Here is a 15,197-nt window from a genome sequence, read left to right as displayed (position 1 = left end):
AGTCCCGCGCTCCACGATCGCCGCATGCATGTTCGGGTCACGCTGGTCGCCGCCGCCCGCAGTTCCTCGCTGCTCGCCGAGCGTTTCGACGACGACCGGCCGCTGGACCAGGCGGGCTGGGGCGAGGTGCAACGCGTCGCGCACATGCTGGTGCCGTTGGCGGTGGCCGAGCTGCGGTACTGCTCGCCGACTCCGCGCAGCCGGGCCACCGGTGACGCCCTTGGCCTCGCGCCGCTGGCCCAGCCCGCCTTGCGGGACTGCGACATGGGGCGCTGGCGCGGGCTGACGCTCGGCGAGGCGATGGCCCGCGAACCCGAGGCCGTGGACGCCTGGCTCGCCGACCCGTACTCCGCCGCGCACGGCGGAGAGTCCCTGGTGGAGTTCATCCAGCGGGTGGGCGGTTGGCTCGACACCCGCCCCGCCGACGACGGGGGCCGCATCGTCGCCGTGGCCGAGCCCGCCGTCGTACGGGCCGCGCTCGTCTACTCCCTGAAGGCGCACCCGTCGGCGTACTGGAACCTCGACGTCCGGCCCTTGTCGACGGCCACGCTCACCGGCCGGGCCGGGCGCTGGAACCTTCGCTTCGAGGCGCAGTCCGAGCGCCTCTAGCCCTGCCCGGAATTCCGCTCGGAGGCGTGCTGCGGCTTCCGTTCGGAATCGTGCGCGGGCCCTCGCTCCGAGGCCCGCGTGTAGTCCGTGGTGAGGAGTAGGTCCTTGGCGGGGCCGCCCACCCGCCACACCGTCCGCCAGTGGTCCGCGTCGTGGACGGTGAACTCGCCCCGGTAGAGGTCGGCCGCGCACGGATGGTCGGTGACGTGGTGCCCGGAGGTCAGGTCCAGGTCGTGGAAGGGGCGGCCGTCCGCGAACCGTACGTCCGCCCGGCCGGCTCCGTCCTCGTCCGCCAGGAACCGCAGGGTGCGCTCGGCTGGGCGGGCCACGTCCTGCCACACGAAGGTGCCGGACTCGTGGTGGAGCAGCCCCTTCTCGTCGTCGAGCGGCTCGAACACCGTCGCCCCGCCGAACGAACCCCGGGCCCCGCTCGCGAGATCCCGCACCGAACGCTCCACGTGCCAGCCGCCCGCCAGATACGCCAACACATCGGTCACCGGCCAGTATTCGGACATCCCCTCCGCCTCCCCGGCCTCTCCTGTGCAACCCATTGACGTGCTCCTGCCCTCTACCTATCTTGCCGTTCGAAGTATTGATCAGCGTCCGATATCTCGAACGGACTCCGTTTACTGACCTCGCTTGCTGACCCCCTCTAGAGCCGCGGAGGATCCATGTCACGCACCCGCACCCGCTGGAGACTCTCCCTCACCGCCACCGCACTGCTGGCCGCGTCCTTCCTCGTACCGGCCCCGGTGAACGCCGCCGCCGAGGGCACCACTGCCGAGGACGTCACCGCCGAGGACATCACCGACTACGCGATCACCGTCGACCCGAGGACCGCGGGCGCGAAGATCGACGACACGATGTACGGCGTCTTCTTCGAGGACATCAACCGGGCCGCGGACGGCGGTCTGTACGCGGAGCTCGTGCAGAACCGGTCCTTCGAGTACTCGAAGGCCGACAACGGCTCGTACACGTCGCTGACCTCCTGGGCGACCACCGGTACCGCGAAGACCGCGGACGACGACGGCCGACTGAACGCCCGCAACCGCACGTACCTCGCTCTGGACGGCGGCTCGTCCGTCACCAACTCCGGCTACAACACCGGTATTTCGGTCGAGAAGGGCAAGGTCTACGACTTCTCGGTGTGGGCCCGCGCGGACGGAAGGTCGGCCCTCACGGTCACCCTCCAGGACGCCGACGGCGAACTCGCCGAGGCCAGGCGCGTCACCGCCCGCGGCGGCTGGGCGAAGTACAAGGCACGCTTCACCGTCACCCGCACCAGCGCCACCGGCCGGCTCACCGTGGCCGCCGCCAGCCCCGCCGCGCTCGACATGATCTCGCTCATCCCGCGCGACACGTACAAGGGTCACGGTCTGCGCAAGGACCTCGCCCAGAAGATCGCCGCCCTGGACCCCGCCTTCGTCCGCTTCCCTGGCGGCTGCCTCGTCAACACGGGTTCCATGCAGGACTACAGCGAGGCCTCCAACTGGGAGCGCAAGCGCTCGTACCAGTGGAAGGACACCGTCGGACCCGTCGAGCAGCGTCCGACGAACGCCAACTTCTGGGGCTACAACCAGAGTTACGGGCTCGGCTACCACGAGTACTTCCAGTTCTCCGAGGACATCGGAGCGATGCCGCTGCCCGTGGTGCCCGCGCTCGTCACCGGCTGCGGCCAGAACAGGGCCGTCGACGACGAGGCGCTCCTCCAGCGGCACATCCAGGACACCCTGGACCTCATCGAGTACGCCAACGGTCCCGTGACCAGCGAGTGGGGCAGGAAGCGGGCGAAGGCGGGCCACCCGAAGCCCTTCCACCTCACACATCTCGCGGTCGGCAACGAGGAGAACCTGCCGAACGAGTACTTCGAGCGTTTCAAGAAGTTCCGCGCGGCCATCGAGGCGAAGTACCCGGACATCACCGTCGTCTCCAACTCCGGCCCGGACGACAGCGGTTCGACGTTCGACACGGCCTGGAAGCTCAACCGGGAAGCGAACGTCGACATGGTCGACGAGCACTACTACAACAGCCCGCAGTGGTTCCTCCAGAACAACGACCGCTACGACTCGTACGACAGGAAGGGGCCGAAGGTCTTCCTCGGCGAGTACGCCTCGCAGGGCAACACCTTCAAGAACGCCCTCTCCGAAGCGGCGTTCATGACCGGCCTGGAGCGCAACGCGGACATCGTGAAGCTCGCCTCGTACGCCCCGCTGCTCGCCAACGAGGACTACGTGCAGTGGCGGCCCGACCTGATCTGGTTCAACAACCACGCCTCCTGGAACTCGGCCAACTACGAGGTCCAGAAGCTCTTCATGCGCAACGTCGGCGACCGGGTCGTGCCCTCGACCGCGACCGGCACACCCTCGCTGAGCGGGCCCATCACGGGCGCGGTCGGCCTGTCGACGTGGGCGACGACCGCCGCGTACGACGATGTGAAGGTGACCGGTGCGGACGGTACGGCGCTGCTCAGCGACGACTTCTCCGGTGACGCGTCCAAGTGGACGCACACGGGCGGCGGCAGCTGGAGCGTCCAGGACGGGCAGTACGTGCAGAGCGACGTGGCGGCCGAGAACACCATGGTCTCCGCGGGCGACCCGGCCTGGCACGACTACGACCTGCACGTGAAGGCCACCAAGAAGTCCGGCAAGGAGGGCTTCCTCGTCGCCTTCGGCGTCAAGGACACCGGGAACTACTACTGGTGGAACCTGGGCGGCTGGAACAACACCCAGTCCGCGGTCGAACAGGCCGTGGACGGCGGCAAGTCGACGCTCGTCTCCAAGGCCGGGTCCATCGAGACGGGCCGCGCCTACGACATCGACATCAAGGTGCGCGGCCGGCAGGTGACCCTCCTCCTCGACGGCAAGGAGTGGGGCAGCTTCACCGACGACAAGCCGGCCGAGCCGTTCCGGCAGGTGGTCACCAAGGACAAGAGGACCGGTGACCTGATCGTCAAGGTGGTCAACGCCCAGGCGGCGGACGCCCGTACGGCGATCGACCTCGGGGGCGCGAAGGTCGGCCCGAAGGCCGCGGTGACCACGCTGACCGCCACGCCCGACGCCGTGAACACCGAGACGGAGGCGCCCGTCACGCCGGTCACCTCCACGTTCTCCGGAGTGGCCGACAGATTCACGTACACCTTCCCGGCGAACTCGGTCACCTTCCTGCGGATCGGGAAGGGGTGAACCGGCGGGCGGCTCAGGTACCGAAGTACGCCTGGGCCGCCCGCACTCCCTCCGCCAACTGCTCCACTTCCTCAAGGGTGTTGTAGACGTAGAAAGTCGCCCGGGTGGTGGCCGGGACGCCGTAGCGGCGGACGATGGGACGGGCGCAGTGGTGACCCGTGCGGACCGCGACACCGCGGTCGTCCAGGACCTGGCCGACGTCGTGCGGATGGATGCCGTCGACGGCGAAGGAGACCGCCGAGCCGCGTTCCTCGGTGCCGCGCGGGCCGACGATGCGTACGCCCGGGATCTCCTGGAGGAGTTGGAGGGCCCGCGCGGTCAGGACGTCCTCGTGTGCGGCGACCTCGTCCATTCCGAGAGCCCTCAAGTAGTCGACGGCCGCGGCCAGTCCGACCGCCTGCGGGGCCATCGGGACGCCCGCTTCGAACCGCTGGGGCGGTGGCAGGAACGTCGCACGGTCCATCTCGACGACCTCGATCATCGAGCCGCCGGTGAGGAACGGCGGGAGATCCGCGAGGAGTTCGCGTCGGCCCCACAGCACGCCGACGCCGTTCGGGCCGAGCATCTTGTGCCCGGAGAAGGCGAGGAAGTCGGCGCCCAACTCCCGCACGTCCACGGGTCGGTGGGGCACGGACTGGGCGCCGTCGACCACGACCAGCGCGCCGACGGCGTGCGCGCGGTCGGCGATCAGCCGTACCGGATTGAGCGTGCCGAGGACGTTCGACTGATGGGTGAGGGCGACGACCTTCGTGCGCTCGTCGAGGAGTTCGTCGATACGGGACAGATCGAGGCGGCCCTCGGCGGTGAGTCCGAACCAGTCCAGGGTCGCGCCGGTGCGCTCCGCGAGCTGCTGCCAGGGGACGAGGTTCGCGTGGTGCTCCATCTCCGTGACCACGATCCGGTCGCCCGCGCCGATCCGGTGGGCGTTGCCCAGCCCGTACGCGACGAGGTTGATGCCCTCCGTGGCGTTCTTGGTGAACACGACCTCGTCCTCGTCGGCACCGACGAAGTCCGCGATCGTGCGTCGCGCGCTCTCGTACGCCTCCGTCGCCTCACCGGCCAGTTGGTGGGCGCCGCGGTGCACGGCGGCGTTGTGCCGGAGGTAGAAGTCCCGTTCGGCGTCCAGGACGTGGAGCGGTTTCTGCGTGGTGGCCCCGGAGTCGAGGTAGACGAGCCGGGCACCGCTGTCCACCGTCCGTCCGAGGATCGGGAAGTCCTTGCGGAGCGCGTCCACGTCGAGGGCCACGGCGATTCACCTCTCACGGTTTCTCTGGTCGTTCAGCGTGAGGAACGCTAGGCATTCTCACGGAGAATCGCAAGCGTTAGCATGAGGGCGTGGATCACGAGGCCCCTCATTACCTGCACCACCTGCACGTCCCCGGCGAGGAGCGGTTCGTCTCGCTCACCCTGGTCAACACGCGTTTTGCGCTGAGCCACGGCCCGGTCGACCTGCTCGACGGCACCGAGGCCGCGCACCTGTGGCTCGTACGGCACGAGCTGCTGCCGGACCGGGTGGCGCTGAACGGGCGGCAGGCGGGCAGGCTCCTCGGGCTGCGGGAGGCCTCGCGCGCGCTGTTCGAGGCGCGAGCCGCCGGTGCCGTACCGCCCGGGGAGAGTCTCGACACCCTCAACTCCGCTCTGGGGGCGGCCCCTTCGACTCCACGGCTCGCCTGGACGGCCGACGGGCCGCGCCGCGCCGACGAGCCCGACACCGGCAACCCGGCCGCAGCCGCCCTCTCGCTCCTCGCCGAGGACGTCACGGAGCTCCTCACCGGTGCCGAGGCCGAACAGCTCACGGAATGCGCGGCCCAGGGCTGCGCCCGCTGGTTCCTGCGCTCCCACGCGGCCCGCCGCTGGTGCACGACGAAGTGCGGCAACCGGGTACGGGCCGCGAGGGCGTACGCGGCGCGGAAGGGGCGGTGACGGGGGGCTCAGGCGTGCCGGGGTGTGGCGTCAGGCCTCCGCGTCAGGGCAGGGCGAGGACGCAGAACTCGTGGCCCTCCGGGTCGGTCAGGCACGTCCACGGGACGTCGCCCTGGCCGAGGTCGAGGTCGGTGGCGCCGAGGGCCCGCAGCCGGGCCACCTCCGCCTCTTTGTCGTCACCCGGGTACGGCAGCAGGTCGAGATGAATGCGGTCCGGCACGGTCTTCACGTCGGGGGTGCGGAGGAATTCGAGATACGGGCCGCCACTCTTGGCGGAGCGCAACGACGCGTGATCGTCGGTCACCTCGTGCACCGTCCAGTCCATCGCCTCGCCCCAGAACCGGCCCATGGCCCGCGGATCCACGCAGTCGACCACCACCGCGGCGATCGGCCCGGTGTCCCGGTAGATCTCCCGAGGCTCCAGCACACAGAACTCGTTGCCCTCGGGGTCGGCGAGGACCGTCCACGGCACGTCTCGCTGCCCCACATCGACGGGCGTCGCTCCGAGAGCCCTCAGGCGCGCGACCAGCTCCGTCTGATGGGCCGCGGAAGTGGTGGCGAGATCGAGGTGCGTACGGTTCTTCGTCGCCGTCTTGGGTTCCGGGACGGGCACGACGTCGATACAGACGGCTACCGGTTGCGGCCAGAGGAGTTCGCCGTCGGGTCCGCCGTCCGGTGCGCCGGCGGGTCCGACGTAGGTGGTCACGCCGGGGCTGAAAACACTCCAGCCGAGCGCCTCCGCCCAGAACCTGCCGACCGCCAGGCCGTCGAGAGCCTTGATGTTCACCTGAACAGGTCGCAGCGCCATGCCGACGATCCTATGCACCTGCTCCGCGACGACATCGGCAGATGGCGGGCCCTGTCCGGCGTCCCACTCCCCAGATTGCATAAACGTGCAGCGAAACGTATAGTCATGCCATCCAAGAGGAGGGTTCCATGGCGGTACGTGCGGCAGTGGCCGGAGCGAGTGGGTACGCGGGCGGGGAACTGCTGCGTCTGCTCCTGGCGCACCCCGAGATCGAGATCGGCGCTCTGACCGGAAACTCCAACGCGGGGCAGCGGCTCGGTGCGCTGCAACCGCATCTGCTGCCGCTCGCCGACCACGTGCTTCAGGAGACCACACCCGAGGTCCTCGCGGGGCACGATGTCGTCTTTCTCGCGTTGCCCCACGGCCAGTCCGCCGCCGTCGCCGAGAAACTCGGGCCCGACGTACTGGTCGTCGACATGGGGGCCGACTTCCGGCTGAAGGACGCGGCCGACTGGGAGCGGTTCTACGGCTCGCCGCATGCCGGGACCTGGCCCTACGGCCTCCCCGAACTGCCGGGTGCCCGCGCTGCGCTGGAGGGGTCCAAGCGCATCGCGGTGCCCGGTTGCTACCCGACGGCCGCCTCGCTGGCCCTCTTCCCGGCGTACGGTGCCGGTCTCGCCGAGCCCGAGGCCGTGATCGTCGCCGCCTCCGGGACCTCCGGAGCGGGCAAGGCGCCCAAGGCGCACCTGCTGGGCAGTGAGGTCATGGGGTCCATGTCCCCGTACGGCGTCGGCGGCGTCCACCGGCACACCCCCGAGATGATCCAGAACCTCGGCGCGGCAGCCGGTGAGCCCGTCACCGTCTCCTTCACTCCGACCCTCGCTCCGATGCCCCGCGGCATCCTCGCCACATGCACGGCGAAGGCCCGCGAGGGCGTCACCGCCGAGTCCGTACGGGCCGCGTACGAGAAGGCCTACGCCGACGAACCGTTTGTGCACCTGCTGCCCGAGGGTCAGTGGCCCGCGACCGCGTCCGTCTACGGTTCCAACGCCGTTCAGGTGCAGGTCGCATTCGACGCGGCCGCGCACCGGATCATCGCGATCAGCGCCATCGACAACCTCACCAAGGGCACCGCGGGCGGTGCCGTCCAGAGCATGAACATCGCCCTCGGGCTCGCCGAGGAGACTGGTCTTTCCACGATCGGAGTCGCACCGTGAGCGTCACCGCTGCCAAGGGGTTCACCGCCTCCGGCATCGCCGCCGGAATCAAGGAGAACGGCAACCCGGACCTCGCCCTCGTGGTCAACAACGGGCCCAAACTGGCCGCGGCGGGCGTCTTCACCTCCAACCGTGTGAAGGCCGCGCCGGTGCTCTGGTCCGAGCAGGTGCTGAAGGGCGGACTGGTCTCCGCCGTGGTCCTCAACTCCGGTGGCGCCAACGCCTGTACGGGTCCCAAGGGCTTCCAGGACACGCACGCGACGGCCGAGAAGGTGGCCGAGGTTCTCGGGCAGAACGCCGGCGAGGTCGCCGTCGCGTCGACCGGGCTCATCGGCCTGCTGCTCCCGATGGACAAGCTCCTGCCGGGAGTTGAGCAGGCCGCCGCCCAACTCTCCGAGCACGGCGGCGAGAAGGCCGCCATCGCCATCAAGACCACCGACTCCGTCCACAAGACCTCCGTGGTCACCGGCGACGGCTGGACCGTCGGCGGCATGGCCAAGGGCGCGGGCATGCTCGCCCCCGGCCTCGCCACGATGCTCGTCGTCCTCACCACGGACGCCGACGTCGAGAGCGGCGTACTGGACAGGGCCCTGCGCGCCGCGACCCGTACGACCTTCGACCGGGTCGACTCCGACGGCTGCATGTCGACCAACGACACCGTGCTGCTGCTCGCCTCCGGGGCATCCCAGGTCACCCCGGACGAGGCGGAGTTCGCCGAGGCCGTACGGAAGGTCTGTGACGATCTCGGTCAGCAGCTCATCCGGGACGCCGAGGGCGCCAGCAAGGACATCAAGGTCGAGGTGGTCAACGCGGCGAGCGAGGACGACGCCGTCGAGGTGGGCCGCTCCATCGCCCGCAACAACCTCCTCAAGTGCGCGATCCACGGCGAGGACCCCAACTGGGGCCGCGTGCTGTCCGCCATCGGCACGACCCGAGCGGCCTTCGAGCCCGACCAGTTGAACGTCGCGATCAACGGCGTCTGGGTCTGCAAGAACGGCGGCGTCGGCGAGGACCGCGACAAGGTCGACATGCGCTACCGCGAGGTCCACATCGTCGCCGACCTCGCCGCGGGCGCGGAAACCGCCACGATCTGGACCAACGACCTCACCGCCGACTACGTCCACGAGAACAGCGCGTACTCCTCATGAGCACTACCCGCAAGCACACCGCACTGCCCAAGGCGCAGATCCTCATCGAGGCGCTGCCCTGGCTGACGCGGCACAACGGCAGGACGGTCGTCATCAAGTTCGGCGGCAACGCCATGATCGACGAGGACCTGAAGGCCGCCTTCGCCCAGGACGTCGTGTTCCTGCGCCAGGCCGGGCTCAAGCCCGTGGTCGTGCACGGCGGCGGCCCGCAGATCAGCGCGGCCCTGGACCGGCACGGCATCGTCAGCGAGTTCAAGGCGGGCCTGAGGGTCACCACCGAGGACGCCATGGACGTCGTACGGATGGTGCTCGCCGGACAGGTCCAGCGCGAGCTCGTCGGGCTGCTCAACCAACACGGGCCGCTGGCCGTGGGGTTGACCGGCGAGGACGCGCACACCATCACCGCCACCAAGCACCAGCCCGAGATCGACGGTGAGTTGGTCGACATCGGGCGGGTGGGCGAGATCACCGCGATCGACACGGGCGCGATCGAGGCACTGCTCGCCGACGGCCGGATCCCGGTCGTCTCGTCGATCGCCCGTAGCCAGGACGACGGACATGTCTACAACGTCAATGCTGATACGGCGGCTGCGGCACTCGCTGCGGCGCTGGGTGCCGAAACACTGATGGTCCTCACGGACGTCGAGGGACTCTACGAGGACTGGCCGAACTCCGACGAGGTCATCAGCCGGCTCACCGCGAAGGAGCTGGAGAAGCTGCTGCCCGAACTGGCCAGCGGAATGGTGCCGAAGATGGAGGGCTGTCTGCACGCCGTCCGCAACGGCGTGAACACCGCCCGGGTGATCGACGGCCGGGTCCAGCACTCGATCCTGCTGGAGATCTTCACCGACGAGGGCATCGGCACGATGGTCGTGCCGGACGCGCAAGAGCCGCACGGACAACAGCCGCGAGAGCCGCACGGGCAAGAGCCGAACAGGCAAGAGGGGGAAGCCGTATGACCGCCAACGAACAGCTCACCCAGCGATGGCAGGGCGCGCTGATGGACAACTACGGCACCCCGCGACTGCCCCTCGTCCGCGGCGCGGGCACCAAGCTGTGGGACGCCGACGGCAAGGAGTACCTGGACTTCGTCGGCGGGATCGCGGTCAACGCGCTCGGCCACGCCCACCCGGCGATCGTCGAGGCCGTCAGCCGGCAGATCGCCTCCCTCGGCCACGTCTCCAACCTCTTCGTCGCCGAGCCGCCCGTCACGCTCGCCGAACGGCTGCTCCAGCTCTTCGGGCGGGACGGCCGGGTCTACTTCTGCAACTCGGGGGCCGAGGCCAACGAGGGCGCCTTCAAGATCGGCCGGCTCACGGGCCGCGGGCACATGGTCGCAACGGACGGCGGTTTCCACGGCCGGACCATGGGCGCGCTCGCGCTGACCGGCCAGCCGGGCAAGCGGGAACCGTTCCTGCCGCTGCCGGGCGACGTCACACATGTGCCGTACGGGGATCCGCAGGCGCTCGCCGCCGCCGTCACCGAGGACACCGCGCTGGTCGTCATCGAGCCGGTCCAGGGCGAGAACGGCGTGGTCGTACCGCCGCCCGGCTATCTCAAGGCGGCCCGTGCCATCACCGCCGCCACCGGCACGCTCCTCGTCCTCGACGAGGTGCAGACGGGTGTCGGCCGGACGGGGCACTGGTTCGAGTACCAGGCCCACGAGGGTGTCCTGCCGGACATCGTCACGCTCGCCAAGGGCCTCGGCGGCGGGCTTCCGCTCGGCGCGACCGTCGCCTTCGGGCGGGCCGCGCACCTGCTGAAGCCCGGCCACCACGGCACGACCTTCGGCGGCAACCCGGTCGCCTGCGCCGCCGGACTCGCCGTCCTCGACACGATCGAGGCGGAGGGGCTGCTGGAGAACGTGAAGCGGACGAGCGAGAAGCTGCGGGACGGAATCGAGACGCTCGGCCACCCGCTGATCGACCATGTCCGGGGAGCGGGTCTCCTCCTGGGTATCGTGCTCACCGAGCCGCTCGCGCCCCGTGTGCAACAGACGGCTCAGGACGCCGGTCTCCTGGTGAACGCGCCCGCCCCCGATGTCGTACGGCTGATGCCGCCGCTGAACGTGAGCGACGACGAGGTGGACGTGTTCCTGCGGGCCCTGCCCGGCGTCCTCGACCAGGCCCGAGACGCCGACGTGGACGGAGCATCCTGAGGAATGGGACGACGACGATGAGTCAGGCGCAGGACCACGAGCACGCGGGGCCCGCTGTCCCGCAGACCCGCACCGCACGCCACCGCCGGATCGTGGACATCCTCAACCGGCAACCGGTGCGCTCCCAGAGCCAGTTGGCCAAGCTTCTCGCCGACGACGGGCTGAACGTCACTCAGGCGACGCTATCCCGGGACCTGGACGAGCTGAACGCGGTGAAGATCCGCAACAACGACGGCGACCTGATCTACGCGGTGCCGAGCGAGGGGGGTTTCCGTACGCCTCGCGCGCCGCTGGGGGAGTCGGCGAAGGAGGAGCGGATGCGGAGGCTGTCCTCGGAGCTGTTGATCTCCGCGGAGGCTTCGGCGAACCTCGTGGTCCTGCGGACCCCCCCGGGGGCGGCGCAGTTCCTCGCCTCGGCGATCGACCAGGCCGAGCTGCACGACATCCTCGGCACGATCGCCGGCGACGACACGCTGCTGCTGATCAGCCGGAACCCGACGGGTGGGCAGGCGTTGGCGGACCACTTGCTGCGGTTGGCTCAGAACCATCATTGAGGTGTCGTTTCGGGTGCGGGTGGGCTGTGGCTGGGTGCGCCCACGCGGCGGAGCCGCAAAATGTCACAGCCCCGCGCCCCTGAAATGCTCGGCCCGGCCCATGCGGATCGCCAGGCCATCCGCGCCCCTCAAAGCTGCCTCAGCCCAGGCCGCTTACCAGGGCGCCCGCGCCCCTGAAAAGCTTGCCCCGGCCCAGGTCGATTGCCAGAGCATCTGCGCCCTGAAGACCCGCTGCAACCCAGGCCCATTGCCAGGGCACCCGCGCTCCTGGAAACCCTCTTCGGCCCAGGCAAGCCTGTCAGGACGTCCGCGCTCCTGGAAACCCGCCGCAACCCAGGCCACTCCTCAGGACGTCCGCGCCCCTGGAACCCTCGCCGCCCGCGCGTGCCCGAAGGGCCGACTCCGCCTCGGGCCAGGCTGCTCGTCGGGAGGCCCGTGCCTCTGAAGCCCCCGGCCGACCGCGCGCCTGAAGGGTGGCCCCGGACGGATCAGCCCAGCCTGTTGGCCAGGCCCCCCGTGCATCTGACCTCGTCGCCCGCCGTGATCAGTAAGGCCTCGACGTCCGGGAGGGATTCCAGCCAGGTGAGGGCCTGGCGGGAGCCCATGGCGAAGGCTGCTGTTGCCCAGGCGTCGGCCCAGGTGATGCGGGGGCCGACGACGGTCACGGCGACCAGGTCGGTGACCGCGGAGCGGCCGGTGCGGGGGTCCACGATGTGGGTGCCGCGTTCGGCGGAGCCGGAGGTGGCCACGGCCAGTTCGTCGACGCCGGCCGCGGAGACCACGGCGGCAAGACCGCCGGGCCGCAGCGGGTCGGAGACGCCGACCCGCCAGGGCCGGTGCGGCCCCGGCACGCCGTACATCTGCACGTCACCGCCGCCGTTCACGCTGACGCCGCTCGCCCCGGCCGCGACGAGATGCCGGGCCACGCGCTCGACGGCCCAGCCCTTCACCATGCCGGTCGGGTCGATGAGACCCGCGTATCTCGTACTGAACCAGCCGTCGCTCAACCGCTCGGCCTCGGCGCACAGTTCGAGCACCTCGGCGACTTCGGGGTCGCAACCGTCGACGGTCAGTTCACCGCGCGCCAGCCGGGAGATCTGGCTGTCCTCGCGGTAGGTGCTGAACACCTCGTCCACCGCGTGGAGTTGGACCACGGCCTCCGCCAACGCGGCCTGTACGGCCTCGGGTTCACCGCCCCGTACGTCGAAGGAGAAGACCGTGCCCATCACCTCCTCCGCGTGACGCACCGCTACGGGCGCCTCGGCGGGTTCGGTGGGTTCGGCCAGATCGGCCGGCTCGGTCGGTTCAGCCACCGGCCTGGTCCAGGGCCGACTGCAGGGACTCCTTGTAGCCGCCGCTCGTGTAGGTGGCACCCGAGACCGCGTCGATGTCGGCGCTGCCCGCCGCGACCGCGGCCTGGTTGAGCTTGGGCACCGCGTCACCGCTGATCTGGCTGCTGCGGCCACCGCTGGGCGACTTCACCGCCTCGGCCTTGGTGATCTTCCCGCCGCTGACGGTGATCCGGACCTGCACGGTGCCGTAGTCGGTCTCGACTGCCGTGCCCGTGAGGGTCTTAGCCTGGGTGGAACCCCCACCGGTGGAGCCGCCCGTGGACCCGCCTGTCGACCCACCCGTGGACCCGCTGGCGTCGGCCGAGCCTCCGCCGGTCGCCGAGGACGAGCCGGCCTTGTCGAGGGCCGACTGCAGGGACTTCTTGTAGCCGCCGCTCGTGTAGGTGGCACCCGAGACCGCGTCGATGTCGGCGCTGCCCGTCTGGATCGCGGCCTGGTTGAGCTTGGGCACCGCGTTGGTGCTCACCTCGGTGCTGCGCCCGCCGCTGGGCGCCTCGATGGCGGCGGCCGAGGTGATCTTGCCGCCGCTCATCGTGATACGGACCTGGACGTTGCCGTAGTCGGTCTTGACGACGTCACCGGTGAGGGTCTGGTCACCTCCGTTGCCGGCCTGTACGCCTCCGGAGCCCTGGGGCGCGACCGACTGCTGACCCTGTGGCGTGCCCTCGGCCGACGCGGCCGCCGGGTCCGAGGAGGGCTTCAGCGTCAGCAGCAGCACGATCCCGGACACCGTGGCGGCACCGGCCAGCACGATTCGTCGCAGGGGGTGGCTCTTCTTCATCGGTGCGGACTCCCGTTCGTCACAGCTCGAAGGACTCGTGGTGGATGCGGCGGGCAGGCACGCCCGCGCCGCGCAGTGCGGTGTACGCGCCCTCGGCGAAGCCGGGAGGCCCGCACAGGAACACGTCGTGCTCGTCGATGTCGGGCAGCTTCCGGCGCAGCGTCTCCGGGTTGATGTCCGGGCGCTCCCCGTCGGGGCTGTTCACCGCGTACATCAGGCGGGCGCCGCGCTCGTCGGCGATCGCCGACAGCTCGTCCCACAGCGCCAGGTCCTGCGTGCTGTTGGCCCGGTACAGCAGGGTGAGGTCGCCGCGCTCGGCCGGCAGCGTCTCGAACAGCGCCCGCATCGGGGTGATCCCCACACCGCCGGCCATCAGCAGCACCTTGCCGCGGCTGCGCCGGGACGCGGTCATCGCGCCGTACGGGCCCTCGGCCCACACCCGCGTGCCCCGCTTCAGCCCCTTCAGCGCGGTGCTGTGGTCGCCGAGCGCCTTGACCGTGATCCTGAGCAGACCGGGCCTGGGCGCCGCCGACAGCGAGTACGGGTGCGAACTGAGCCGCATGCCCGGTGCCAGGAACCGCCAGCGGAAGAACTGCCCCGGCTCGGCACCGATGCGGTGCAGCCGCTTCCCGCTGATCAGCACGGAGACGATGCCGGGCGCCTCCTCGACGACCTCCTCGACCCGCATCCGGTGCCGCAGGTTCAGCCGGACCGGCGTGATCACCCGGTACCAGATCACCAGCGCGGTCACGGTCCCGTACAGCGCGTACCAGGCCGTCGTGGCGGCCGGCTCGACCGCGAAGTCGTTGCCGGTGGACAGCTGGTGCCAGAACGACAGGTACACGGCCACGTAGGTGAGCAGGTGGATGTGGTACCAGGTGTCGTACGGGATCCGCTTGCGCAGTCCGCCGACGGAGATCAGGCCGATGAACAGCAGCACACCCGTGCCGATGGCCGCCTTGCCCATGTCGGGCAGGGTCTTGACCGACTCGATGGTCTGGTCGACGACCCCCGTGTTCGCCTGCAGGGCGTAGCCGTACATCGTCAGACCGATGTGGGCGAGCGTGAGGCAGAGCATGTAACGGCCGCTCATGGCGTGCCAGCGGGCGACCCGGTCGGAGCCGACCCGGCGTTCCAGCGCCGGCACCCGGGCCATCTGCAGGACCACGAGAGCCATCAGATACCCGGCCAGCAGACCGGTGATCCGGCCCGCGTTCAGGATCCGGCCCTTGTCGTCCGCGATGGACGGGGTGTTGCTCCACCACAGCCAGATCACGCCCGCCGCCCCCGCCCACACGGCGATCAGCAACGGGATGGCGGGGGAGCGGCGAGGTCGGATACGGCGCATCGTCTGGCGCCGCGCTGCGCGACCGCCGGCGATCGTGCTCACGGTTCCTCCGTGGGGGACGCTGGGAAGGGGAGTGGCCCCTTGGCCCAGTGGTACGTCCCGGGACGGCGGAGTGTTCAACGGCCCCCGGAGCAAGCCGTGAACTGGTGCGACTCGCGGTAACCCGAGGTGACGCGG

At 70.2% G+C, this 15,197-nt stretch carries 14 protein-coding genes; 8 read left to right on the top strand and 6 right to left on the bottom strand.

Annotation, left to right across the window (positions count from 1 at the left end; translation table 11 throughout):
- Positions 1-24: 24 nt before the first annotated feature.
- A complete protein-coding gene (locus AOK17_RS20025) occupies positions 25-609 on the top strand; it encodes a histidine phosphatase family protein (protein WP_055613879.1) in 585 nt (194 codons plus the stop codon).
- Here the strand turns inward: AOK17_RS20025 and AOK17_RS20020 are convergent.
- The gene (locus AOK17_RS20020; RefSeq protein ID WP_245697246.1) at positions 606-1,124 is read right to left on the bottom strand and encodes a DUF6314 family protein; all 519 of its coding nucleotides are present in this window, start codon (positions 1,122-1,124) and stop codon (positions 606-608) included. The two genes, AOK17_RS20025 and AOK17_RS20020, sit on opposite strands and share 4 nt — an antisense overlap.
- Positions 1,125-1,280: 156 nt before the next feature.
- On the opposite strand from AOK17_RS20020, the gene AOK17_RS20015 reads away from it, so the two are divergent.
- Positions 1,281-3,791, top strand: a complete 2,511-nt coding sequence (locus AOK17_RS20015) for an alpha-L-arabinofuranosidase C-terminal domain-containing protein (RefSeq protein ID WP_055613878.1) — start codon at positions 1,281-1,283, stop codon at positions 3,789-3,791.
- A 13-nt stretch (positions 3,792-3,804) separates the two neighbouring features.
- Here AOK17_RS20015 and AOK17_RS20010 read toward each other — a convergent pair whose 3' ends face one another.
- Positions 3,805-5,037, bottom strand: a complete 1,233-nt coding sequence (locus tag AOK17_RS20010) for a cysteine desulfurase (RefSeq protein WP_079053151.1) — start codon at positions 5,035-5,037, stop codon at positions 3,805-3,807.
- A gap of 89 nt (positions 5,038-5,126) precedes the next feature.
- Between AOK17_RS20010 and AOK17_RS20005 the strand changes: the two genes are divergently transcribed.
- Entirely contained in the window at positions 5,127-5,714 is a 588-nt protein-coding gene (locus AOK17_RS20005; protein WP_055613876.1) for an ABATE domain-containing protein, read from the top strand.
- Positions 5,715-5,757: 43 nt separating this feature from the next.
- Here AOK17_RS20005 and AOK17_RS20000 read toward each other — a convergent pair whose 3' ends face one another.
- Positions 5,758-6,522 (bottom strand): VOC family protein, encoded by a 765-nt coding sequence (locus AOK17_RS20000; RefSeq protein ID WP_055613875.1) that lies wholly within the window; start codon positions 6,520-6,522, stop codon positions 5,758-5,760.
- A gap of 128 nt (positions 6,523-6,650) precedes the next feature.
- Between AOK17_RS20000 and argC the strand changes: the two genes are divergently transcribed.
- From argC to AOK17_RS19975, 5 genes are read left to right on the top strand one after another with little or no spacing between them, the layout of a single operon-like run.
- Complete coding sequence (argC, locus tag AOK17_RS19995; protein ID WP_055613874.1) at positions 6,651-7,679, top strand: N-acetyl-gamma-glutamyl-phosphate reductase; 1,029 nt, start codon at positions 6,651-6,653, stop codon at positions 7,677-7,679.
- The gene (gene argJ, locus AOK17_RS19990) at positions 7,676-8,827 is read left to right on the top strand and encodes a bifunctional glutamate N-acetyltransferase/amino-acid acetyltransferase ArgJ (RefSeq protein ID WP_055613873.1); all 1,152 of its coding nucleotides are present in this window, start codon (positions 7,676-7,678) and stop codon (positions 8,825-8,827) included. The genes argC and argJ overlap by 4 nt, the downstream gene beginning before the upstream one ends.
- Positions 8,824-9,786, top strand: a complete 963-nt coding sequence (gene argB, locus AOK17_RS19985; protein WP_055613872.1) for an acetylglutamate kinase — start codon at positions 8,824-8,826, stop codon at positions 9,784-9,786. Before argJ ends, argB begins: the two co-directional genes overlap by 4 nt.
- Positions 9,783-10,985 (top strand): acetylornithine transaminase, encoded by a 1,203-nt coding sequence (locus AOK17_RS19980; RefSeq protein WP_055613871.1) that lies wholly within the window; start codon positions 9,783-9,785, stop codon positions 10,983-10,985. Before argB ends, AOK17_RS19980 begins: the two co-directional genes overlap by 4 nt.
- 17 nt (positions 10,986-11,002) lie before the next feature.
- Positions 11,003-11,539 (top strand): arginine repressor, encoded by a 537-nt coding sequence (locus tag AOK17_RS19975; protein WP_055613870.1) that lies wholly within the window; start codon positions 11,003-11,005, stop codon positions 11,537-11,539.
- 488 nt (positions 11,540-12,027) lie between these two features.
- Here AOK17_RS19975 and AOK17_RS19970 read toward each other — a convergent pair whose 3' ends face one another.
- The 3 genes from AOK17_RS19970 to AOK17_RS19960 form a co-directional block, all read right to left on the bottom strand.
- Positions 12,028-12,765 carry an FAD:protein FMN transferase gene (locus AOK17_RS19970; RefSeq protein WP_079053158.1) on the bottom strand — a complete coding sequence of 246 codons (738 nt, stop codon included), beginning with the start codon at positions 12,763-12,765 and terminating at the stop codon, positions 12,028-12,030.
- Between the two features lie 79 nt (positions 12,766-12,844).
- Positions 12,845-13,672 (bottom strand): FMN-binding protein, encoded by an 828-nt coding sequence (locus AOK17_RS19965; RefSeq protein ID WP_055613869.1) that lies wholly within the window; start codon positions 13,670-13,672, stop codon positions 12,845-12,847.
- Positions 13,673-13,691: 19 nt separating this feature from the next.
- On the bottom strand, positions 13,692-15,020 hold the full coding sequence (locus tag AOK17_RS19960) for a ferredoxin reductase family protein (RefSeq protein ID WP_055613928.1): 1,329 nt from the start codon (positions 15,018-15,020) through the stop codon (positions 13,692-13,694).
- Positions 15,021-15,197 lie beyond the last annotated feature (177 nt).

Origin of the sequence: Streptomyces phaeochromogenes, assembly GCF_001418655.1 — a bacterium.
GTDB classification, from domain to species: Bacteria; Actinomycetota; Actinomycetes; order Streptomycetales; family Streptomycetaceae; genus Streptomyces; species Streptomyces phaeochromogenes.
This window is presented reverse-complemented; position numbering and strand designations above follow the sequence as displayed.

Coding starts and splice junctions, on each gene's coding strand:
- AOK17_RS20025 (WP_055613879.1), top strand. CDS start 25: ATGCATGTTCGGGTCACGCTGGTCGCCGCCGCCCGCAGTTCCTCGCTG.
- AOK17_RS20020 (WP_245697246.1), bottom strand. CDS start 1,124: ATGTCCGAATACTGGCCGGTGACCGATGTGTTGGCGTATCTGGCGGGC.
- AOK17_RS20015 (WP_055613878.1), top strand. CDS start 1,281: ATGTCACGCACCCGCACCCGCTGGAGACTCTCCCTCACCGCCACCGCA.
- AOK17_RS20000 (WP_055613875.1), bottom strand. CDS start 6,522: ATGGCGCTGCGACCTGTTCAGGTGAACATCAAGGCTCTCGACGGCCTG.
- argC (WP_055613874.1), top strand. CDS start 6,651: ATGGCGGTACGTGCGGCAGTGGCCGGAGCGAGTGGGTACGCGGGCGGG.
- argB (WP_055613872.1), top strand. CDS start 8,824: ATGAGCACTACCCGCAAGCACACCGCACTGCCCAAGGCGCAGATCCTC.
- AOK17_RS19980 (WP_055613871.1), top strand. CDS start 9,783: ATGACCGCCAACGAACAGCTCACCCAGCGATGGCAGGGCGCGCTGATG.
- AOK17_RS19975 (WP_055613870.1), top strand. CDS start 11,003: ATGAGTCAGGCGCAGGACCACGAGCACGCGGGGCCCGCTGTCCCGCAG.
- AOK17_RS19970 (WP_079053158.1), bottom strand. CDS start 12,765: ATGGGCACGGTCTTCTCCTTCGACGTACGGGGCGGTGAACCCGAGGCC.
- AOK17_RS19965 (WP_055613869.1), bottom strand. CDS start 13,672: ATGAAGAAGAGCCACCCCCTGCGACGAATCGTGCTGGCCGGTGCCGCC.
- AOK17_RS19960 (WP_055613928.1), bottom strand. CDS start 15,020: ATGCGCCGTATCCGACCTCGCCGCTCCCCCGCCATCCCGTTGCTGATC.